The sequence below is a fragment of the Roseicyclus sediminis genome (assembly GCF_025515305.1).
GTDB classification, from domain to species: domain Bacteria; phylum Pseudomonadota; class Alphaproteobacteria; order Rhodobacterales; family Rhodobacteraceae; genus Roseibacterium; species Roseibacterium sediminis.
In genome coordinates this window covers 199,797-221,787 of the sequence record NZ_JAOPHT010000001.1, presented here as the reverse complement: position 1 = coordinate 221,787, position 21,991 = coordinate 199,797, and the positions used below count along the sequence as shown (strand labels likewise).

Here is a 21,991-nt window from a genome sequence, read left to right as displayed (position 1 = left end):
CCTGAGGTTGAACCGATGATCTCCCGCCGCCACTTCGTTCAGGCCGCAATGGCGACCACGGCGCTCTATGGGGCGTCCGGTTTCGGGAACTGGTCGCGGCTCGCCGCGCAACAGGTGCTGAGCCAGGACGACCTGATCGGATCCAGCAATTTCGGCAACGTGACGCTGATCCACATCACCGACATCCATGCGCAGACGCAGCCGATCTACTTCCGCGAGCCGGAGTTCAACATCGGCGTCGGCGCGGCCGCGGGCCAGCCGCCGCATCTCGTCGGCGACGAATTCCGCGCGGCCTACGGGATCGAGCGCGGATCGGCCCTCGACTACGCGCTGACCTTCGACGATTTCACCTCGCTCGCCCGCACCTATGGCAGGATGGGCGGCCTCGACCGCATCGCGACGGTCGTCAAGGCGATCAAGGCCGAGCGTCCCGACGCGCTCCTGCTCGATGGCGGCGACACCTGGCAGGGCTCGCTGCCGGCGCTTCGCACCGCGGGGCAGGACATGGTCGACCTCTTCAACGCCCTGGGCGTCGAGGCGATGACCTCGCACTGGGAGTTCACGCTGGGTTCCGAACGGGTGCGCGAGATCGTCGAGGGTGGCGGCCTCAACCCCGCCTTCCTCGGCGCGAACATCTTCGACATCGAATGGGACGAGCCGGTCTTCGACGACTACCGGATGTTCGAGCGGGGCGGCACCCAGATCGCCGTCATCGGCCAGGCCTTCCCCTACATGCCCATCGCCAACCCTGGCTGGATGTTCCCCGAATACTCCTTCGGCCTCCGCCGCGAGCGTATCGCGGAAGTGGTCGAAGAAGTGCGGGCGGCCGGCGCCGAGGTCGTTGTCCTTCTCTCCCACAACGGCTTTGACGTGGATCGCCAGTTCGCCCGCGACATTCCCGGCATCGACGTGATCCTGACGGGTCACACCCACGATGCCCTGCCCGAGCCGCTGCAGGTCGGAAACACGTTCCTGATCGCCTCCGGCTCCCACGGGAAGTTCGTCAGCCGCGTGGATCTCGACGTCCGCGACGGCGGACTTCAGGGGATCGCGCATCGGCTGATCCCGATCTTCTCGGACGTCATCGCGCCCGACCCGGAGATGGCGGCGCTCGTCGCTCAGACCCGCGCTCCCTTCGAGGCGGAAATGTCCGAAGTCATCGGTACGTCCGGCTCGCTCCTTTTCCGGCGTGGCAACTTCAACGGCACCTGGGACGACGTGATCTGCAACGCGCTCATCTCGCAGCGGGACGCGCAGATCGCGCTTTCCCCCGGTTTCCGCTGGGGCGCGGCGATCCTCCCGGGCCAGGAGATCACGCGGGAAGACATCTACAACGTCACCGCCATGACCTACCCCAACGCCTACCGCACCGAGATGTCGGGCGAGATGTTGCACACGATCTTCGAGGACGTGGCCGCGAACATCTTCAACCCGGACGCCTACTACCAGCAGGGCGGCGACATGGTGCGGATCGGCGGCCTCGGCTACCGGATCGACATCCACCAGGACCAGGGCAGCCGCATCACCGACATGACGCTGCTTTCCACCGGCGAGGCGATCGAGCCCGACCGGAACTACGTGGTCGCCGGCTGGGCGTCCGTGAACGAAGGAACCGAGGGACCTCCGATCTGGGAGGTGGTGGAAAACCACATCCGCGCCGAAGGTACCGTCGAGATCCAACCCAACAACAGCGTGGATGTGGTCGGCGGCTGAGGCCGCCCCCGACACGCCAGAGACGAAAGGAAAGCCCATGTCCGACGACACGAATTTCTCATCGTCCCGCCGCAAGTTCCTCGGTGGCGCCGCAGTCGCCACGGGCGCACTGGCAACGGGCAAGCTTGTCCACGCGCAGGCGATGCCCGATCCGCTCATCACCGAGATGCAGCCGTGGCAGCAGTACCTCGGCGACGGTGTCGATGCGCGGCCCTACGGGATGCCGTCGCAATACGAGGCACACGTGGTGCGGCGCAACGTGCCCTGGCTTACGGCCGACAGTGTGAGTTCGGTCAACTTCACGCCGCTGCACGAGCTTGACGGGATCATCACGCCGAACGGCCTGTGCTTCGAGCGGCACCATGCCGGCATCGCGGAAATCGATCCGGGCATGCACCGGCTGATGATCAACGGCCTCGTGGACAACCCTCTGGTGTTCACGATGGAAGACCTGATGCGCTTCCCGCGGGAGAACCGCACCTACTTCCTCGAATGCGCGGCGAACACCGGCATGGAATGGCGCGGCGCGCAGCTGAACGGCTGCCAGTTCACGCACGGAATGATCCACAACGTTGTCTATACCGGCGTGCCGCTGCGGCTTCTTTTGGAAGAAGCGGGCGTGCGCACGAATGCCGCGTGGATCCTGCCCGAAGGCGCCGATGCCTCGGCGATGACGCGGTCGATCCCGCTGGAGAAGGCGCTCGACGACTGCCTTGTCGCCACGCACATGAACGGCGAGCGGCTGCGGCCCGAGCAGGGCTACCCGATCCGTCTGGTCGTGCCCGGTTGGGAGGGCAACATGTGGGTGAAGTGGCTGCGCCGGATCGAGGTCGGCGATCAGCCCTGGCATCACCGCGAGGAGACGTCGAAGTATACCGACCTGCTGGAGCACGGCGAAGCCCGGCGCTTCACCTGGGTGATGGACGCGAAGTCCGTCATCACGAACCCCAGCCCCCAGGCGCCGATCACCCATGGCCCGGGTCCGACCGTCATCACCGGTGTTGCGTGGTCGGGGCGTGGCACGATCCCCCGTGTGGACGTCACGCTGGACGGCGGCGCGAACTGGCACCAGGCGCGGATGTCCGGGCCGAGCTTGGACAAGTCGATGCACCGCTTCTACTACGAGTTCAACTGGGACGGCTCTCCGCTTCTGCTGCAGAGCCGGGCGCACGACTCAACGGGCTACGTGCAACCCACCAAGGAGCAGCTTCGCGAGATCCGCGGCGAGAACTCCATCTACCACAACAACGGAATTCAGACCTGGTTCGTCGACGAGAACGGCCAGGCGGAAAACGTGGAGGTCGGCTGAGCCATGAAGAAGATCGCATTTGCCGCTGGCGCACTGCTCGTCACGACCTCGATCGTCGCAATCGCACAGGAGGCCCCCGCGCCCTCCCGCGAGGGCGGCTACGGACTGGGGCGCACCGCCCTTCCCGAAGAGATCGCCGCATGGGACATTGATGTGCGTCCTGACGGCGTTGGCCTTCCGGTCGGCTCGGGCGATGTCTGGACCGGAGAGGAACTGTTCGTCGACTATTGCTCGGTCTGCCATGGCGACTTCGGTGAGGCGGTTGGCCGCTGGCCGGTGCTGGCGGGTGGCTTCGGCACGCTCGACGGAGAGGACCCTGTGAAGACCATCGGCTCCTACTGGCCGTATCTCTCGACCGTCTGGGACTACGTGCACCGGGCGATGCCCTACGGCGCGGCGCAGTCCCTGACCGACGACGAGGTCTACGCGATCACGGCTTACCTCCTCTACGTCAACAACCTTGTCGAGGACGACTTCGAGCTGTCGAACGAAAACTTCTCCGAGGTCGTGATGCCGAACGAGCAGGCGTTCTTCATGGACGACCGCGATGCCGTGGAACTTCCGCTGTTCAGCCAGGACCCCTGCATGACCGACTGCGCCGAGACGGTGGAGATCACCATGCGCGCCGCGGTCCTGGACGTGACCCCGGACACCGAAGAGGACAACGCCGTCGAGGAGGTCTCGGCACCCGCCGAGGCCGCGCCTCAGGAAACCGCGCCCGCGGGGCCCGACCCGGCGCTGGTCGCCCAGGGCGAGCAGGTCTTCCGTGCATGCGCCGCCTGCCACCAGATCGGCGAAGGCGCCGTGAACCGTGTGGGTCCGCATCTGAACGGTGTCTTTGGGCAGCCGGTCGCCGCGCACGAAGACTTCCGCTATTCCCCGGCGTTGCGCGGTGCTGGGGACTCGGGCATGATCTGGGACGAGGAGACGCTGGCCGGCTATCTCGCTGATCCGCGTGGCTTTATCCGCGGCAACCGGATGGCGTTCCAGGGCCTGCGGTCGGAGGAGGAGATCGCCGCCGTGATTGCCTATATCCAGGCCACCGGGGTCTCGAACTGACATGGGCCCGGGCCTGCGCATCTCCGCGCTGGCCCTCGCCCTCGGCGTATCGGCCGGGGGCGCTGTGGCTGAGGGCGACGCCGCGCGCGGCGAGACGCTCTACCGGCCCTGCATGGCCTGTCACATGATCGGGGAGGGGGCGATCCACCGGATCGGCCCGCATCTCAACGGAATTGTCGGGCGCGGCATCGGCTCCGCCGAAGGCTTCTCGTTCTCCGATGCGCTGCAAGAGGCCGCGGCACGCGGGGACGCGTGGGACGAAGACGCGCTGGACAGCTTCCTGGCAAATCCGCGCGGCTACCTGCCCGGGACGGCGATGGTGTTCCGCGGCATCCGCTCGGCCGAGGACCGGGCCGACCTCATCGCCTATCTTGCAGAAGAAGGTAACGCCCCTGCCGTGGCCGCCGCCGCTGCGACCTCGCCGGCGGTGTTGGCGATTCTCGAGATCGAGGGCGACGTGGCCTACGGGCAATACCTCTCGTCCGAATGCACCTCCTGCCATATCGGTGAAGGCGGGAACGACATCCCCTCGATCCAGGGGCTGCCGCCGCAGATCTTCATCGCGGCGCTGGACGCCTACCGGACCGGACACCGGCACCACCAGGTGATGAATACCCTCGCCTCCCGTCTCGGCGACGAGGAGATCGCGGCGCTTGCGGCATATTTTGAATCTATCGCGCAATAGGGGCGATCCAATTACCGGAATCCGCTATCCTCTTCGCACGAACAGGCGCGAAACGCGCAGTCAGGGAGGAGAGTAACGATGAGTTTCAACAGACGGACATTCCTGGGAACGGCCGCGGCGCTGTCGGCGACGCTCGCAGCGCCGATGATCGCCCGGGCGCAGGCCCGGCCCCGTGTCGTGGTGGTCGGTGGCGGTGCCGGTGGCGCCACTGCGGCCCGCTACATCGCGCGCGACAGCCAGGGTGCGATCGACGTCACGCTGATCGAGCCGACGCGGGCCTACTACACCTGTTTCTTCTCGAACCTTTATCTGGGTGGCTTCTACGAGTTCGACGATCTCGGCCACACCTATGGCAACCTCGCCTCGAGCTACGGGATCAACGTGGTCCACGACTGGGCCACCGGTGTCGACAGGGACGCCAAGACCGTGAGCCTCGCCGGCGGCGGGTCGGTTCCCTATGACCGGCTGGTGCTGAGCCCGGGCATCGACTTCATCGAGGACAGCGTTCCGGGCTGGTCGCTCGCCGCCCAGAACAAGATGCCCCATTCCTACAAGGGCGGCAGCCAGACCCAGCTCCTGAAGGCGCAGATCGAGGCGATGCCCGAGGGCGGCACCTTCGCGATGGTCGCCCCGCCGAACCCCTATCGCTGCCCGCCGGGACCCTACGAGCGGATCTCGATGGTCGCGCACATGCTGAAGAACATCAATCCGACGGCAAAGATCCTTGTCGCCGACCCGAAAGAGAACTTCTCGAAACAGGGGCTCTTCGAGGATGGATGGGAACGGCATTATCCGGGAATGATCACCCGCATCGGTCCCGATTTCGGCGGTGGCAATGTCGAGGTCGACCCCGAAGCGATGACCATCACGATCGACGGCATGGTCGAGAATGTCGATGTCTGCAACGTCATCCCGGCGCAGCGCGCGGGCACCATCGCCTTCGCCGCAGGCATCACCGACGGGAACTGGGCACCGGTGTCTGCCTACGACCTTTCGAGCCGGATCGACCCCGAGATCCACGTCCTCGGCGATAGCGCCGAGCAGGGCGCGATGCCCAAATCCGGCTTCTCGGCCAACAGCCAGGCGAAGGTCTGCGCCAACGCGATCATCGCGGCGCTGACCGATGCGCGCGCCTTCCCGCCGCGCTTCGCCAATACCTGCTGGTCGCTCATCGACACCGATGACGGCGTGAAGGTCGGCGCGACCTACGAAGCCTCGGACGAGGGGATCGTCTCGACCTCCAGCTTCATCAGCCAGGTGGACGAAACCGCCGAAGTCCGGGCCGAAACCTACCGCGAGAGCCTCGGCTGGTACGACGCCATCGTGGACGACATGTTCGGGTGATCCGAACCTCGACCCGGGGGGCGGTCCTGCTTCCCCCCGGGCTGCAACTGACGGCCAATATCTTCTAGAAGGACCTCAGGCCATGAAGACCAAGATCGCTTCCCTCCTTTTCAGTGCGTCCGTGGCGCTTGCAGGAACGGCCCATGCCCAGGACGTGATCACCTACAACTTCGACGGCAGCTTCGGGGATGCGACCTTCGCCGTCGAAAACGCCATCGTCGACCGGGGCCTCGTCATCGACTACGTCAGCCATGTCGGCGAGATGCTGGCGCGCACCGGCGCCGATGTCGGATCGTCCGCGATGATCTTCGATAATGCAGACATCTTCCTCTTCTGCTCGGCGGCCGTGTCCCGCCGCGTGATGGAGGCGGATCCGATGAACATCGTGCATTGTCCCTATTCGATCTTCGTGGAGGAGCGGGACGGTGGCGTGACGATCGGCCACCGCGCCTATCCCGATGGGCCGATGCAGGAGGTCGAGGCATTGCTCGACTCGATCATCCTCGACGCGATGGGGCGCTGATCGGCAACGGTCCCGCGCGGCCTGCAACTTGACCTGCATCAACGCGGGCCGAGGGCATCGCTCCTAAGCGTTTTCGAAACGCTTTCGAGGGACGTCACGTGATCGAAACCCTGCTCGAGACTTACGGCGACGGCATGGTGCTGTTGCTCGCGGGTCTGCTGACCGGCCTTGTCTTCGGCGTTGCGGCCCAGCGGTCGCAATTCTGCCTGCGCGCATCGACGGTGGAACTTTCGCGGGGCCAGATCGGGCCGCGCATGTCGATCTGGCTCATCGTTTTCGCGACTGCCGTTGCGGCCACCCAGGGCGCGATCATGGCCGGTTGGCTCGATGTCGCCGACGCGCGGCAATTGTCGGGTGCCGGGAGCATGTCGGGGGCGATCATCGGCGGGCTGATGTTCGGGATCGGGATGGTCTTGGCCCGAGGGTGCGCAAGCCGTCTTCTTGTCCTCTCGGCGACCGGCAACCTCCGGGCGCTTGTTACCGGTCTCGTCCTGACGCTGGTCGCGCAATCGGCGCTGAGCGGCGTGCTTGCGCCGCTCCGCGAGGGGATCTCGCAGCTGTGGCTCATCAACGGGCCGGAACGGGACCTGATGCAGGGCCTCGGTCTGTCTCGGGTCGCGGTCTTCGTCATGGCGTTGGCGGGCCTCGCTGCGTCGCTCGCGCTGGCGCATGCCCGGGGGGTCCGTCCGATGGCGGCCCTGGCCGGTGTCGGCGTGGGCCTGTCGATCACGCTCGGCTGGTTCCTGACCTACACGATCGCCCAGGCCTCCTTCGAGATCGTGTCCATCTCGAGCGTCACGTTCACCGGCCCGGCGACCGACACGCTCATGGCGCTGGTGACAGAGCGCAGCGTGCCGCTCTCGTTCGGGATCGGCCTCGTGCCCGGCGTTTTCATGGGCGCGGGACTGGCGGCCATTCTGGCGGCCGAATGGAAGATCCAGCGCTTCGGCGCGGACACACCCATGGAACGCTACATCGTGGGCGCGGTTCTGATGGGGTTCGGCGCGATGCTGGCTGGCGGCTGCGCCGTGGGCGCGGCGGTGTCAGGCGGCTCGATCATGTCCCTGACGGCCTGGGTCGCGGGCGCGTCGATCTGGGCGGGCGGCATGGCGACCTCGGTCCTGTTGGATCGGGTGTCTCCGGCGAATCCTGCGGCGGCCTGACCAACGGACCTCAGGAAAGCAGTTCGGCGTCGCGGAAGGCGGCCTGCGCCGCTGCGTGGTGCCGTGCGGGAAGCCTGTCCCAGAAGTCCTCGATCAGTGCCGGCCATTGTGGCGCCTTCACGAGAAATCGATAGCGGTGATAGTGCAGCACATGCGCATCGGGCGTCGCGGAATAATCCTTTCGCCGGGTCAGCGCGTAGTTCCACGAATGCGTCAGCACCTCGGTCCGATAGCCGAACCGGGCCAAGGCCAGCGGCAGGCTGATCTGGTCGAGCCAGGGCCGCTTGCCGCCCACCGGGCAATCGTGATCGACGGCCAGCGCCGTCTCGATCCAGCGATCGGCGAAACGCGTCTCACCTGTCGCGGCGCGGTCCGGAAACGCCACGAAACCGGCGTTGTAATAGGGCACGAACTCCCGCCCGCGCCCGCGCAGGAGGCGCACACGTTCTTCCGGCATCGGCAGGCCGAAATGGGCATAGGCCCGTTCCCAGCGGTCGTCGTCGGCGCCCCAGGTCGGCACGCCTTCGGGCGCGGCGGCGACGGTATCCGGCGGCAATTGGGCCATCTCCAGCAGTGGGCGAAGCACGACCATGTCCGTGTCCAGGAACACCGCGCGCGACGTCTCGCGCCGGTCGGAGGCCGCGACCATCTTGTTGCCGTGCGGGTAGGGCGCCCGCCAGTCCGGCGGCGGCGGAAGCGGGCGAAGCTCCACTCCGCAGGCGTCATAGAGATCGCGCGTCAGGGGCGAGACATTGGCCATTCGCCCCGGCGTGACATAGGCGTAGAGATGCGGGGCCGGACCGCCCTCATGGGCACGGGCGAGCGAGCCGGCCAGGAGCCAGCTCTGCATTTCCAGCCTATCCCCGTCGGCGACGAAGAGGATCGACAGGTCGGCCTGACCTTCGGAGGGTCCCATCGCGCTGCCCCGGCGCTCCGCCTTGTTCTGCCCGTTCGTCCCACCTTGCCCTGAAACGTACTGCGTTTCCAGACACGCCGGAGGGGCGCGGTTCAGACCTCGAGATCGGAGACGAAGATGCCGTCATGACCGCCGCGGCTGTTCTCGACCAGCATGCCGCCCGCGCGGACGTGGTCGGGATGCGCCTCGTAGGCGAGGTGCACGTCGCGGTTCTCGAAGAACACGGCAAAGCCGTAGGTGTAGCGCGCCGATTTCCCCTCGAAGTCGCGGTTGGGTCCGTGGTGGAAGCCCGACATGCCCGGGATCGACAGCCCTGCGAGGATCTCGCATGCCTCGCGGATGCGGGCCTCGGCCTCGGGCGAGGCGGGGTCGAACAGGACGGTATGGATCAGCATTGGCTCACTCCGGGGGCTGGATCAGGATCGCGCGGAAATCGTTCACGTTGGTAAGGGTCGGGCCGGTCACGACCTGCGCGCCTATCTTGTAAAAGAATGAATGGGCGTCGTTGATGTCGAGCGCCGCTTGCGGGTCGACGCCTGCGTCGCGGGCGGCCTTGAGCGTGCCCGGCCCGATCACGGCACCGGCCACTTCGGCCGCGCCGTCGACTCCGTCGGTGTCGCAGGCGATGGCGTGGATGCCGGGCGCGCCGTCCAGCGCGAGGGCCAGGGCCAGCGCGTATTCCGCGTTCGGCCCACCGACCCCGTCGCCGCGCCGGGTCACGGTCAGTTCGCCACCCGAGAGGATGACGTGGGGCCCCCTGGCCTTCCTCGCGATCTCCGCATGGGCGCGCGCGACCTCGCGTGCCTCGCCTTCGATCGCGTCGCCGAGGATCTCGACGGTGTAGCCTTGAGCTTCCGCCGTCTCGGCCGCGGCGGCGAGCGACTGCGACGGTGCGGCGACGATCAGGTTCTCGACGAGTGACAGGCGCGGATCATCGGGTGTCACGGGGTCCCCGCCGCCGTCGAGGAAGCTCGCGATGGACGCGGGCGGTGTCACGCCCCAACGCTCCAGCGCTGCGCGCGCGCGGGCGGCATCGCCGCTGTGGCCGACGGTCGGACCGCTTGCGATATCGCCGGGCCGGTCGCCGGGGACATCGGAAATCATCAGGGCCAGCATGCGTGCCGGGTAGGCAGCGACGGCCAGACGCCCCCCCTTCACCGCAGAGATCTCCTTGCGGATGCCATTGATCTCCCCGATCGGCGCACCGGAGGCCAGCAGCGCCTGTGTCAGCGCCTGTTTCTCGGCCAGCGTGATCCCGTCCGCCGGTCGGATCAGCAGTGCCGATCCCCCGCCCGAGATCAGCGCGAGCACGAAATCCTCCTCGCCGCACGTGGCCAGCAGGTCCAGCATCCGTCCCGTCGCCGCCACGCCCGCCGCGTCCGGCACAGGATGCGCGGCCTCGACGATCTCGATGCCCCGGCAGGGACGCGCATAGCCGTAACGCGTGATGACCAGGCCTTCACAGGGCCCCCATTCTGCCTCGACGGCCTCGGCCATCCGCGCGCTCGCCTTGCCCGCGCCGATCACGACGACCCGGCCTTCGGGCTTCGGCGGCAGGAACCGCGCAAGGCTGCGCATCGGGTCGGCGACCTCGACGGCACGCGCGAACATCTCTCGGAGGAGGTCTTCGGGGCTCATGTCAGTTCCCAAGGCTGGAGGCGCGAGGGACGAGGTGCACCGCCGCGCGTTGTTCGGGCGGCGGTATCTGCCCGTCCGAAAGCCATCCGAGCAATGCCGCCGCCGTGTCCCGCGCAAAGACCGCGATATCGCAGGAGACCGATGAGAGTTGCGGCCAACTCAGGGCGCATTCCTCGATGTCGTCGAAACCTATGAGGCGCATGTCGGAACCCACCACGACGCCTTCGCGCGCGAGCCCCGCCAGCATCCCCAGCGCCACCAGGTCGTTGAAGCAGAGCGCCGCGTCGCAGTCGGGATGCTCGGCGCGGATCCGCCTGGCGGCCTCCAGTCCGAAGGCGCGCGAGGTGCGGCCCGGCAGGCGCAACGGCTCCATCCCGGCTTCGGCGAGCGCAGCGGAATAGCCCGCCATCCGCTCCTGCGTGATGGACCGCTCATCCTGCCCGCCGACAAAAGCGATCCGCCGCGTGCCAAGGCCGATCAGGTGCCGGGTCGCCTCGGCGCTGCCGTGGGCGTAGTCGAAGCTGGAAAAGGGGAAGAGATCGGTGCGCTCGTCCATCTTCCGCAAGACCTGCAGGGTCGGGATGCCGGCGCGTGCAAGCGGATCGAAGGTTGCCCCCGCCTCGCCATGGGCGGGACAGATCACGACGGCGTCGACGCCATGCTCGATCATCGACCCCATGAGTTTCGCCTGCAATGCGGTGTTCTCGTCGGAATTCGAGATGACGGTGGCATATCCTGCGGCGGCCAGCGCCATCTGGAGGGACGCCGCGAATTCCGTGAAGAACGGGTTGCGCAGGTCGTTGATGACGAGGCCCACGAGGCCCACGGACGAGCCGCGAAGCGTCGCCGCGGCGCGGTTGTAGACGTAGCCCAGTTCTCGCATCGCATCGCGCACCAGGTTCGCCGTTTCCGCGCGGACCTGCGGGCTGCCTTGAAGGACCAGCGAGACGGTCGACTTCGACACGCCCGCGCGGGCGGCGACGTCGGTGATGGTGGGGCGGCGCTTCATGTTCCCTTGCTAGCCGTCGATCCCGTGAAGCGCCAGCAACGTGCGCATCCGCGCCTTGGCAAGGTCGGGGTCGCGCAGGAGGCGGGCCCGGTCGGCGAGGCGGAAGACCTCGGCGTAATGCGTGATCTCGCGCGAGGACTGGAAACCGCCGGGCATCACGAAATGGGTCTGCGTCCCGTTCAGCCAGGACAAAAACGCGATGCCCGCCTTGTAGAACCGGGTCGGCGCCTTGAAGATCTCGCGGCTGAGGGGAACCGTGGGCGCCAAAAGCGCGTGGTAGGTTTCGGGGTCGCCCTTCGCCAGCGCCTCGAGCGCCTGGCTTGCGGCGGGCGCGATGGCGGCGAAAATACCGAGAAGCGCGTGGGAGTGATGCGTGCCATCCCCCTCGATCAGCGGCGCGTAGTTGAAATCGTCACCGGTGTAGAGGCGGACGCCCTCGGGCAGGCGGGCGCGGAACGCCTCTTCATGCGCCTGATCGAGAAGCGAAATCTTGATCCCGTCCACCTTGTCTGCATTGCGCGCGATGAGGTCGAGCACGAAGTCCGAGGCGTCGTCCACGTTTTCGGTGCCCCAGTACCCTTTCAGCGCCGGATCGAACATGTCGCCAAGCCAATGCAGGATTACGGGCCCGGCCGCCTGCGCCAGCAGCGTGTCGTAGACGCGGGCATAGGTCTTGGCCGTCGCACCGATGGCGGGCAACGCACGGGTGGCCATGAGGATGATCTGCCCGCCTGCGGCCTCGATCGCCTCCATCTGTTCCGCATAGGCGGCGATGATCGTCTCGGCCCCGGTCAGGTCCACCGGGTCGCGCTGGTCCGTGCCTGCCCCGCAGGCAACGCGGGGCTTCAGAGGGTGCGCTCGGGCGGCCTGCATCGTCCTCTGGATCAACTCCAGTGCCGTCGGCCAGTCCACGCCCATGCCCCGCTGCGCCGTATCCATCGCCTCGGCGAGCCCAAGGCCCTGGTCCCAGAGCCCCTGCCTGAACGCCAGTGTCGCGTCCCAGTCGACGGCGGGCCGCGTGTCCCATGGGGACCGTTCGGCCAGCGGATCGGAGATCACGTGCGCGGCGGCGAATGCGGTGCGGGTCAGCGCAACCTCAGGCGCGCGGGGCACCAGCGGCTCCCTGGTCAGGCGATAGGCTTCCAGCGTTCCGGCATAGGTTGGGAGGCGCATGGGTTAGGCTCCGTGATCGGCCTTGATCATGTCGGCGGCCTTCTCGCCGATCATGATTGCCGCCGCGTTGGTGTTGGACGAGATCACATTGGGCATGATCGAGTTGTCGACGACCCGCAGCCGCCCGATCCCGTTGAAGCGCAGGTGGGGATCGACAACCGCGCCCGCATCGACGCCCATCCGGCAGGTCCCCGCACAATGATGCGAGGTCTTGGAGTGCTCGCAGATGAAGGCAAAGTACTCTTCGTCGGTCTTCACGTCAGGACCCGGCAGACGCTCGGCCTTGATGAAGGGCTTGAGAGGTTCTTGTGCAAGAATCTGCTGGGTCAGCTTCAGGCCGCGGATCGACATCTCCCGGTCGCGCGGATCGGCGCAGTAGTTGGGGTCGATCAGCGGCGCCTTCGCGGGATCGTCACTGGCCAGCCGCACCGTGCCGCGCGACCGGGGCCGCAGGTAGCATGAATTGAGCGTCACCCCGCCGTCGGGCATCGCGGCCACGCCGGCCTCGATCCCCGTGCCGAGACCGAGGTGGAATTGCAGGTCGGGCGACCGCGCGTCGGGATCGGCATACCAGAAGCCCCCCGTCTCGAAGAGGCTGGACGCCACGGGGCCGGTGCGGCTGAGGAGATACTGAAGCCCGGCAAGCGCCGAGAGGTGCAGCTTGGCGTAACGGTCGTAGGTATGCGGCCCAGACACCTCGCAGATGCAGTAGAGGTCGAGGTGATCCTGGAGGTTCTCGCCGACGTTCGGCTGGTCGAGAACCACCTCGATCCCGAGGTCGTGCAGGTGATCGGCGGGCCCGATCCCGGACAGTTGCAACAGGCGCGGGGTGCCGATGGCGCCGGAGGACAGGATCACTTCCGCGGCTGCCGTCAGCCGCGTGCCATCCATGAGCGTCACGCCGGTCGCGCGCCCGTTCTCCACGTCCAGCCGCCGAACCTGTGCGCCGTATTTCACGGTCAGGTTCGCGCGCCCCCGGTTCGGCGCGAGATAGGCCATCGCGGCCGAGGATCGCCGCGCGTTCCTCTGGGTGAGCTGGTAGTAGGCGACGCCGCCCTGGCTTTCGCCGTTCACGTCCATGTTGCGCGGGATGCCGAGCGCCTGCGCTGCCTCGAAATAGGCCTCGCAGATCGGCAGGGGCGCGGCGGGTTTCGAAACGCCCAGCGGCCCCCCCTTGCCATGCCAGCGGTTGTTCCAGGTGTCGTTGTCCTCGGCCTTGCGGAAGTAGGGCAGGACGTCCTCGTATCCCCAGCCCTCGCAGCCCATCTGCCGCCATTCGTCATAGTCGAGCGGGTTGCCGCGCGTGTAGATCTGCGCGTTGATCGCCGATCCGCCGCCGATCACCTTGGCCTGCGTGTAGGTGAAGACCTTGCCGCCCATGTGCCGCTGCGGGACCGTGCTCCAGCCCCATGAGGCCACGCCCTTCGTCATCTTCGCGAAGCCCGCCGGCACGTGAAAGAGCGGGTTCCAGTCCCGCCCCCCGGCCTCCAGAAGGCAGACCGAGACGGCGGGGTTCTCGCTCAGCCGCGCGGCGAGAACGCTTCCGGCACTGCCGCCGCCGATGATGATGAAGTCGTAGCCCTCGGCCATGGAAACCCCTCTAGAGCCGGTGGATGGACAGGCCGCCGTCGACGGGGATGACGGCGCCGGTGGCGAAGTCGAAATCCCCGCGCGCCAGCGGCACGGCGATGCGCCCGATATCGGCGGGTTCGCCCCAGCGTCCGGCGGGCACGAGGCCGCCGGTGATGCGCGTGTCGTAGCGGTCGGCGACGGGCGCGGTCATCGGCGTACGGATGATGCCGGGGCGGATTTCGAAGACACCGATCCCCTCGGGCGCGAGGCGGGCGGCGAGCGCCTTGACCATCATCGCGGCGCCTGCCTTGGAGATGCAGTATTCCGTGCGGTCCGGCGATACGATCTCGGCGCTGACCGAGGTCACCACCTGGATGGACCGGTAGGGATCGGCTGGAAGGCGCAGCATTCGACGCGCGCATTCCTGTATAAGAAAGAACGCGCCACGCAGGTTGATCTCCATGCAGCGGTCGAAACTCTCGGGCGTCATATCGAGGAGATCGCCGCGTGTCATGGGCGGAACGCCGGCGTTGGACACCAACGTCGTGACAGGCCCGAGGGCCGCCTCCAACGCGTCCATCGCCGCGCCGACGCCCTCGATCCGCGCAAGGTCGTGGGTCACATGCACCGCGCCCGGCATCGCCACCAACGCGTCGCGCACCGCGGGATCGTCCGCGCCGCGCTCGGACATCAGCGCGACGCGCCAGCCCGCGGCGTGGAGCGCCTTCGCGATGCCAAGCCCGATGCCCTGCTGCCCGCCCGTGACCAGCGCCGTTCCCGTCATGCCGCCGCCTCCGCCGTCCGTTCCGCCACCTCGTGCGCCACGCGCAGCGCATGGGCCGCTATTGTCAGCGAGGGGTTCACCGCCGCCGAGGTCGGCAGAACGCTCGCATCCGCGATCCAGAGGTTCGCGTGGTCATGCGACCGGCCCCATGGGGTCACGACGCTGTTGCCCGGGTCTTTGCCCATCCGTGCCGTGCCGCACTGGTGAGAGGGCGTGCGTCGGTCGAAGGCTTTCGACAGGATTACCGGGAACCCGGCACGGCGAAGGCCGGCCTTCAGTTCGACCAGCAGCGTCTCGTGCGCGCTCCAGTTGGACCGGGTCCAGTTCAGGACGATCTCGCCGTCCCTCAGCGTCACGCGGCTATCGGGATCGGGCAGGTCCTCGGACATCACATAGAAGTCGATGGCCCTGTCCGAGATGACCTGCGCCAGCCAGCGCGGCAGCCCCGTCTGAGCCGCGAGGATCGGCCCGGAGACCCGGCCCAGAAGCTGCACGTTGCCGAGCGGCTCACCGTTCGGACCGCCACCGGAGTACCAGTCGTTCAGGTACAGCGTCTTCTGGTAGACCGACCGGTTCCGCCGCGCCGAGAGCGCCAGCAGCGCCGAGCAATTGTGGTTCATGAAGTTCCGCCCCACCTGGTCTGAGCGGTTGGCAAGCCCGGAGGGATGGCTGTCGGTAGCTGAACGCAGCAGGATCGCGGCGCTGTGGACGGCGCCGGCGGCCAGCACCACCTGCCGGGCTGCGATGCGCCCTGCACTCGTGAGCGCGGCGGTGATCCGGCCCGACGCGTCCGCCTCCAGCCGGTCCACCGTGACGCCCGTGCGCAACTCCACGTTCGGGTGCTTCAGCGCCTCGGCCAGTCCGACGCTTTCGGCATCCATCTTGGCGCCGGTGGTGTCCGGGAAGGCATCCCACGGCGTCGCGGCACGGGCCAGCCATTGTTCGATGTCCACCCCGAGCGGGAGGGAGGCAGGGTGCAGGCCCGCGCGTTTCAGGCGGCGGCGGAGGTCCGCGATTTCGGGCTCGTCAGGGACGGGGGGGAACGGATAGGGCCCCGAATGCGGCGGCTCGGTCGGATCTTCGCCTATGGCACCCCGCACGCGGTAGAGCGTCTCGGCCTGCTGGTACCAGGGCTCGATCTCGTCATAGGAAATCGGCCAGCCGGGCGCGGTTCCTCCCATATGCCGCCGGGCCGCGAAATCCTCGGCGCGGTAGCGCATGAGGACCGCGCCATAGAACTTCGTGTTTCCGCCGACGCAGGCGTAGTTGCCGGGATTGAAGCGCGCTCCCTCCGGGGTCAACCAGGTCTCCATGGGCCGGAAATGGCCGCGGGCGAAGATCGCCTCGGGGTCGCGTGCCTCGGACGTGTCTTCCAGCCGCTCGCCCCGCTCGAGAATCAGGATGCGCCGACCCGACGGAGCGAGCGCCGCCGCCGTCGTCGCCCCGCCCATGCCGGAGCCCACGATAAGGACGTCCACCTCGCTCAAGCCCTCGTTCCTCCCCGCGATCGATCTTTTGGATCGTTCCAATTTTCATGGATAGCAAAAGAAACGCCCCCCGAAAAGGGGGGCGTCGCGCGCTTCAGGCGATACGATCTTCCGTCTTCGGGTCGAACAGAACGGCCTTGTCCATGTTCACGGCGAAGTCGAAGACATGGCCGGGATGCACGTCCGCATCCGCGCGCATCCGCGCGATGCAGTCCTTGCCCGAAACCGTCATCGTCACGAAGGTGTCCGACCCTGCCGGCTCGGTCACGGTGACCATGTTCGGCAGCGCCTGCACGTTCCGCGCATTTCGGTCCGCACCTTCCGGATCGGTGATCGCCTCCGGCCTGATGCCTAGGTGCACGGGCATGTCCTTGTAGCTGGCATATGCCGCCGGGGCGTTCTCGATCCTGAGGGCGAGGTCGTGCCCCGCGTGATCGGTGATAACCGCATGGAGCGCACCGTTCTGTTCCACCAACCGCGCGGGCAGGACGTTCATCGCGGGGCTGCCCATGAAGGTGGCCACGAACAGGTTCGCGGGGCTGTCGTAGATTTCCTTTGGTGTGCCGAGCTGCTGCACATATCCGTCATACATGACCGCGATCCGGGTCGAGAGCGTCATGGCCTCGATCTGGTCGTGGGTCACGTAGACGATCGTCGTGCCAAGCTTCTGGTGGAGTTTCTTGATCTCGGTGCGCATGTCGACGCGCAGCTTGGCGTCGAGGTTCGAGAGCGGTTCGTCGAACAGGAACACGTCCGGGTTCCGCACCAGGGCCCGGCCCATGGCGACGCGTTGACGCTGGCCGCCCGACAGCTGCCCGGGCTTGCGCGCCAGCAGGTTCTCGATCTGCAGAAGCTCGGCGACCTCCTTCATCTTCCGCTCGCGCTCGGGCTTGGGCGTGCCGTGCATCTCAAGCCCGAAGGTGATGTTCTGGCCCACCGTCATGTTGGGGTAGAGAGCGTAGGACTGGAACACCATGGCGATGTTCCGCTTGGAGGGGTGGACGCCGTTCACGACCCGGTCCCGGATCTTGATCTCGCCGGAGGTGATCCCCTCCAGCCCCGCGATCATGTTCAGGAGCGTGGACTTGCCGCAACCGGAGGGTCCGACGAGGACGAGGAACTCGCCCTCCTCCACCGAGATGTCCACACGGTGCAGCACTTCGACGGCGCCGTAGGACTTGGTGACGTTGTCGATGTCGAGGAAACCCATGGTGTCTATCCTTTGACCGAGCCAGCCATGAGGCCGCGCACGAAGTAGCGACCGGCGACGATGTAGACGAGAAGCGTGGGGGCGGCGGCCATGATGGCGCCGGCGAAATGCACGTTGTATTCGCGCACGCCCGTGGACGAGTTGACCAGGTTGTTGAGCGCGACCGTCATCGGCGCGGCATCCCCGCTGGCGAAGCTCGCGCCGAAGAGGAAGTCGTTCCAGATGTTGGTGAACTGCCAGATGAAGCTGACCGCGATGATCGGCCCGGACGATGGCAGCATGATGCGCCAGAAGATCTGGAAGAAACCGGCCCCGTCGATCTGTGCGGCGCGCACCAGTTCCGTGGGGAAGGCCGCGTAGTAGTTGCGGAAGTAGAGCGTGGTGAACCCGATCCCGTAGACGAAGTGCACCAGGATCAGGCCCGGCGTCGTTCCCGCGATCTGCAGGATGCCGAGGATGCGGGCCATCGGGATCAGGACGATCTGGAACGGGATGAAGCAGGAAAACAGCAAAAGCCCGAAGATCAGCGTGTCGCCCCGGAACCGCCACTTGGTCAGGACGTAGCCGTTGAGCGCGCCCACCACCGTCGACATTACCACGGCGGGCACCGCCATCATGATCGAGTTCATGAAGTAGGGTCGCAGGCCCGTGGGCTGCACGCCGATCTGCGCGGTGGACCACGCGCTGAGCCAGGGCTCGATCGTCCATTGCCGGGGCAGGGCGATCATGCCGCCGCCCGTGATCTCCTCAAGCGGCTTCAGCGAGTTCAGAAGCATGATGAGGAAAGGCAGCAGGTAGAACAGCGCGAAGAGCAGAAGGAAAAGGTAGACGAACACCCGCGCCGCGTTCGAGGAGCGGACGGCGTTTTCGGTCGATGCGGCGGCCATCACTTCTTCTCCTTCAGTTCGGCGTAGAGATACGGGATCATGATCGCCGCGATGGTCATCAGCATGATCACCGCCGAAGAGGCGCCGATCCCCATCTGGTTCCGCGTGAAGGTGTAGGAATACATGAAGGTCGCTGGCAGCGCCGTGGCATTGCCGGGCCCGCCGCCCGTCAGCGCGATGACGAGGTCATAGCTCTTGATCGCAAGGTGGCTGAGGATGACGAAGGCCGACAGGAACGCGGGGCGCAACTGTGGCAGGATGATCCGCCGGTAAAGCTGAAAGTTCGACGCGCCGTCCATCTGGGCGGCCTTCAGGATCTCGTTGTCGATCCCGCGCAGGCCCGCGAGGAACATCGCCATGACGAAGCCAGAGGATTGCCAGACCGCGGCGATGACGACGGTGTAGATCGCCATTTCGCGGTCCTTGATCCAGTCGAAACTGAAATTCTCGAAGCCCCAGAGATGCATCGTGTTCTCGATGCCGATGCCTGGGTCGAGGAACCACTTCCACGCCGTGCCGGTCACGATGAACGACAGCGCCATGGGATAAAGGAAGATGGGCCTCAGGACGCCTTCGCCGCGGATCTTCTGGTCGAGGAAGATGGCGAGGAGCAGCCCGATGATCGTAGAGATCACGATGTAGAGCGAGGCGAAGATCGCGAGGTTCTTGATCGCGACGTTCCATTCGCGGATGCGGAACAGCCGGTCGTAGTTGTCCCAGCCGACCCAGCCGAAGGACGGAAGCATCCGGCTGTCGGTGAAGCTGAGGTAAATGGTGAAGGCGATGAAGCCGTAGACGAAGATCACCATGATCGCGAAGGACGGCGCCAGCACGATCTTCGGCAGCCAGTTCTGAAGTCGCGTGCGGAAATCCGCTCCGGACCCGGCGAAACCGTCGGTTGCGGCCATGCCACCCTCCCCTTGTTCGGTGATGTCCGGGCGTCCCGCCCGGAAGGTGGGGCCGGCCCCGCAAGGGCCGGCCCGCAAGGCGCCCTTTTACTGGGCGATCTCGACCGCGGTGACGAGTTCGGCTGCCGCCGTCTCGGCGTCGTACTCACCGTTGAAGTGCGCGGTGATCACGTCGTACATCGCGTTCTGAACCGACGGCGGGTTGGCGTGGCCGTGGGCCATGGAGCCGAACAGCGTGCCGCCCGCCGAGGCTGCGGCAAGCTGGGCCATGCCCATCTGGCCACAAGCGTCGAACTGATCGCTGGGGATGTCGGTGCGCGCGGGCACCGAACCCTTAACGAGGTTGAAGGCGATCTGGAACTCGGGGCTCATCACGGCCGAGGCCATGGCGAGTTGCGCCTCCTGGGCCGCCGGGTCCGACACGTTGAACATGGCGAACTCGTCGGAGTTGAAGGTGACGGTGCCTTCGGTGCCGGGCACGCGGAAGCACTGGAATTCCTGTCCCGCGGTCTGGCCCGCGTTCACGAATTCACCCTTCGCCCAGTCGCCCATGATCTGGAACAGCGCTTCGCCGTTGATCACCATGGCCGACGCGAGGTTCCAGTCGCGGCCCGAGAAGTTGTCGTCCACGAAACCGCGCAGCGTCTCCATGCGCTGGAACGCCTCGACCATTTGGTCCGAACCCAGCGCCTCGGGGTCGAGATCGACCATCGACGCCTGGTAGAACTCCGGCCCGCCGACGCCCATCACCATCGATTCGAAGACGGTGGCGTCCTGCCATGCCTGCCCGCCATGAGCGAGCGCGGTGTAGCCGGCGTCCTGCGCGGCCTGCATTGCGGCCACGAATTCGTCCCAGGTGGTCGGCTGGGAAATGCCCAGCTCTTCCATCAGCGCCGTATTGGCCCAGACCCAGTTGGTCGAGTGCACGTTCACCGGCGCAGCGACCCAGTGGCCGTCATACCGGGCGAAACGCTGCAGCGCCTCGGGCACCACGGCCTCCCAGCCCTGCTCGTCGGCGAGGGTATCGAGGTTGGCAAGCGCGCCTTCGGCGGCCCAGTCCTGGATCGCGAAGCCGAGCATCTGGACGGCGGTCGGCGGGTCGCCGGCGGTGACGCGGGCGCGAAGGACGGTCATGGCGTCCGAGCCGCCGCCGCCTGCGACGGGCATGTCGGTCCAGCTGACGCCCTGGCCCTCGAGGTCCTGCTTGAGGACGTTGAGTGCAGCGGCTTCGCCGCCCGAGGTCCACCAGTGCAGCACCTCGACGCCCTGCGCCGACGCGACGGACGTCGAGAGCGCGAGAGCGGCCGCACCCATCTGAAGTTTCCGCATCAAGGTCATGATATTCCTCCCTGTTGACCAAGGTCCGGTTTGGACTGTGGAATTGAAACGTTATAAATCGGGGCAAAGTCAACCCTGAATTGATGGGCGCCCTGCATCCGATCCCAGTGGATATCCCTGTAAAAAAACCGATTTTCTGCAGTGCGGCGATGCAGATGCGGCGAGGCAGGGGTATTGAAACGTTTGCAAAACGCTGCAAGATGACTCGTGTTGCAACCATGGGGCGACCAAGGCGTATGACGCGCGACACCGGATCCGGACAGGCCCTTGCCGGCACTGTGAAACCGACGCTGCGCACCATAGCGCAGGCGACGGGTTTCTCCGTCGCGACGGTGTCCCGCGCGCTGGCCGACGATCCGCGAATCGCCGCGCGCACCCGCGCCACCGTGGCCGAGGCGGCGAAGCGGCTGGGCTATATCCCCGACCGTGCCGCGCGGCGCCTTCGCACGGGCCGCACGCAGGTCGTGACGCTTCTGCTCAATACCGAGCACGAGTTTCTCGGCTTTACCCACGAGTTTCTCTCGGGAATCACCGAGGCGCTGCGCGGTACGGGCTACGCCGTGACCGTGGTGCCGGATGACCCCGGCGACAACCGGCTGGCCCCCGTGCGGACGATCCTTCGCAACAACCTCGCCGACGGAATTCTGTTTACGCGGACCGAGTGTTTCGACCCGCGTGTCCGCCTGCTGATGGAGGCCGGGTTCCCCTTCGTGAGCCATGGGCGAACGGAATTCACGACGCCCCATCCTTTCGTCGATTTCGACAACGAGGCTTTCGCGCGGGCCGCCGTGGCGCGGCTGGTCGCCAAGGGACGCCGGCGGCTCAGCATGATCCTGCCCGACGAGAAATTCACGTTCTGCCAGCATCTGCGCTACGGCTTCCTGTCGGCCGCGCGGGAGGCCGGGGTCTGCCACGAGGTCGTGGCAGGCGTCACGCTCGACTCCGACCGGGAGCGGATGGCCGTGGCGCTGAAGCAGGCGCTCGCCGGGCCCGAGGCGCCCGACGGGTTCGTCTGCGTGGGCGAGGTCACGGCGCTGGTGACCATGGCCGCGCTGACGGACACCGGAATGACGCCCGGCATCGACGCCGACATCATCGCCAAGCGCGCTTCGCCGATCTTCGACAACATCCGCCCGCGGATCGACACTGTCTTCGAGGACCTTCGCGCCACGGGCAACGCCATGGGACAGATGCTGCTCCGGCGCATGGAAGGTGCACCGCCCGAGGACCTTCAGGTCCTTTTCACGCCCGGTGAGGTGACGGGCGCCTGACC

The 21,991-nt window shown here is 66.8% G+C and carries 20 protein-coding genes; 8 read left to right on the top strand and 12 right to left on the bottom strand.

All coding sequences use genetic code 11. The features are described 5' to 3' along the window. The first annotated feature begins 15 nt into the window (after positions 1 to 15). From soxB to N8I71_RS01045, 7 genes are all read left to right on the top strand, one after another. Entirely contained in the window at positions 16 to 1,713 is a 1,698-nt protein-coding gene (gene soxB / locus N8I71_RS01075; protein ID WP_262876072.1) for a thiosulfohydrolase SoxB, read from the top strand. Between the two features lie 37 nt (positions 1,714 to 1,750). Next, positions 1,751 to 3,022 (top strand): sulfite dehydrogenase, encoded by a 1,272-nt coding sequence (gene soxC / locus N8I71_RS01070; protein ID WP_262876071.1) that lies wholly within the window; start codon positions 1,751 to 1,753, stop codon positions 3,020 to 3,022. Between the two features lie 3 nt (positions 3,023 to 3,025). After that, positions 3,026 to 4,081, top strand: coding sequence for a c-type cytochrome (locus tag N8I71_RS01065; protein WP_262876070.1), 1,056 nt, complete (start codon positions 3,026 to 3,028; stop codon positions 4,079 to 4,081). Between the two features lies 1 nt (position 4,082). Next, complete coding sequence (locus tag N8I71_RS01060; protein WP_262876069.1) at positions 4,083 to 4,766, top strand: c-type cytochrome; 684 nt, start codon at positions 4,083 to 4,085, stop codon at positions 4,764 to 4,766. A 78-nt stretch (positions 4,767 to 4,844) separates the two neighbouring features. Further along, positions 4,845 to 6,110 carry an NAD(P)/FAD-dependent oxidoreductase gene (locus N8I71_RS01055; RefSeq protein ID WP_262876068.1) on the top strand — a complete coding sequence of 422 codons (1,266 nt, stop codon included), beginning with the start codon at positions 4,845 to 4,847 and terminating at the stop codon, positions 6,108 to 6,110. 82 nt (positions 6,111 to 6,192) lie between these two features. Continuing rightward, the gene (locus N8I71_RS01050; protein ID WP_262876067.1) at positions 6,193 to 6,633 is read left to right on the top strand and encodes a DUF302 domain-containing protein; all 441 of its coding nucleotides are present in this window, start codon (positions 6,193 to 6,195) and stop codon (positions 6,631 to 6,633) included. Between the two features lie 98 nt (positions 6,634 to 6,731). Next, entirely contained in the window at positions 6,732 to 7,796 is a 1,065-nt protein-coding gene (locus N8I71_RS01045) for a YeeE/YedE family protein (protein ID WP_262876066.1), read from the top strand. Positions 7,797 to 7,806: 10 nt separating this feature from the next. Here N8I71_RS01045 and N8I71_RS01040 read toward each other — a convergent pair whose 3' ends face one another. The 12 genes from N8I71_RS01040 to N8I71_RS00985 all read right to left on the bottom strand — a co-directional run bounded on the left by N8I71_RS01040 (position 7,807) and on the right by N8I71_RS00985 (position 20,709). Beyond that, positions 7,807 to 8,712 (bottom strand): hypothetical protein, encoded by a 906-nt coding sequence (locus N8I71_RS01040; RefSeq protein WP_262876065.1) that lies wholly within the window; start codon positions 8,710 to 8,712, stop codon positions 7,807 to 7,809. Positions 8,713 to 8,804: 92 nt separating this feature from the next. Continuing rightward, positions 8,805 to 9,107, bottom strand: coding sequence for a Dabb family protein (locus tag N8I71_RS01035; RefSeq protein ID WP_262876064.1), 303 nt, complete (start codon positions 9,105 to 9,107; stop codon positions 8,805 to 8,807). Positions 9,108 to 9,111: 4 nt separating this feature from the next. Then, positions 9,112 to 10,350: a glycerate kinase type-2 family protein gene (locus tag N8I71_RS01030; protein WP_262876063.1), complete on the bottom strand. Its 1,239-nt coding sequence runs from the start codon at positions 10,348 to 10,350 to the stop codon at positions 9,112 to 9,114. 1 nt (position 10,351) lies between these two features. Then, positions 10,352 to 11,359 carry a LacI family DNA-binding transcriptional regulator gene (locus N8I71_RS01025; protein ID WP_262876062.1) on the bottom strand — a complete coding sequence of 336 codons (1,008 nt, stop codon included), beginning with the start codon at positions 11,357 to 11,359 and terminating at the stop codon, positions 10,352 to 10,354. 9 nt (positions 11,360 to 11,368) lie between these two features. After that, the gene (locus N8I71_RS01020; protein ID WP_262876061.1) at positions 11,369 to 12,532 is read right to left on the bottom strand and encodes a dihydrodipicolinate synthase family protein; all 1,164 of its coding nucleotides are present in this window, start codon (positions 12,530 to 12,532) and stop codon (positions 11,369 to 11,371) included. Positions 12,533 to 12,535: 3 nt separating this feature from the next. Continuing rightward, complete coding sequence (locus tag N8I71_RS01015) at positions 12,536 to 14,122, bottom strand: GMC family oxidoreductase (protein ID WP_262876060.1); 1,587 nt, start codon at positions 14,120 to 14,122, stop codon at positions 12,536 to 12,538. Positions 14,123 to 14,132: 10 nt separating this feature from the next. Further along, positions 14,133 to 14,888 carry a 3-ketoacyl-ACP reductase gene (locus tag N8I71_RS01010; RefSeq protein WP_262876059.1) on the bottom strand — a complete coding sequence of 252 codons (756 nt, stop codon included), beginning with the start codon at positions 14,886 to 14,888 and terminating at the stop codon, positions 14,133 to 14,135. Further along, positions 14,885 to 16,366, bottom strand: a complete 1,482-nt coding sequence (locus N8I71_RS01005; RefSeq protein WP_262876349.1) for an FAD-dependent oxidoreductase — start codon at positions 16,364 to 16,366, stop codon at positions 14,885 to 14,887. Before N8I71_RS01005 ends, N8I71_RS01010 begins: the two co-directional genes overlap by 4 nt. Before the next feature lie 103 nt (positions 16,367 to 16,469). After that, entirely contained in the window at positions 16,470 to 17,585 is a 1,116-nt protein-coding gene (locus N8I71_RS01000; protein WP_262876058.1) for an ABC transporter ATP-binding protein, read from the bottom strand. A gap of 5 nt (positions 17,586 to 17,590) precedes the next feature. Next, positions 17,591 to 18,472, bottom strand: a complete 882-nt coding sequence (locus N8I71_RS00995; RefSeq protein ID WP_262876057.1) for a carbohydrate ABC transporter permease — start codon at positions 18,470 to 18,472, stop codon at positions 17,591 to 17,593. Continuing rightward, the gene (locus tag N8I71_RS00990) at positions 18,472 to 19,380 is read right to left on the bottom strand and encodes a carbohydrate ABC transporter permease (RefSeq protein ID WP_262876056.1); all 909 of its coding nucleotides are present in this window, start codon (positions 19,378 to 19,380) and stop codon (positions 18,472 to 18,474) included. Before N8I71_RS00990 ends, N8I71_RS00995 begins: the two co-directional genes overlap by 1 nt. An 87-nt stretch (positions 19,381 to 19,467) precedes the next feature. Further along, positions 19,468 to 20,709, bottom strand: a complete 1,242-nt coding sequence (locus tag N8I71_RS00985) for an ABC transporter substrate-binding protein (RefSeq protein WP_406676061.1) — start codon at positions 20,707 to 20,709, stop codon at positions 19,468 to 19,470. A 245-nt stretch (positions 20,710 to 20,954) separates the two neighbouring features. Between N8I71_RS00985 and N8I71_RS00980 the strand changes: the two genes are divergently transcribed. Next, positions 20,955 to 21,989, top strand: a complete 1,035-nt coding sequence (locus tag N8I71_RS00980) for a LacI family DNA-binding transcriptional regulator (RefSeq protein WP_262876054.1) — start codon at positions 20,955 to 20,957, stop codon at positions 21,987 to 21,989. Positions 21,990 to 21,991 lie beyond the last annotated feature (2 nt).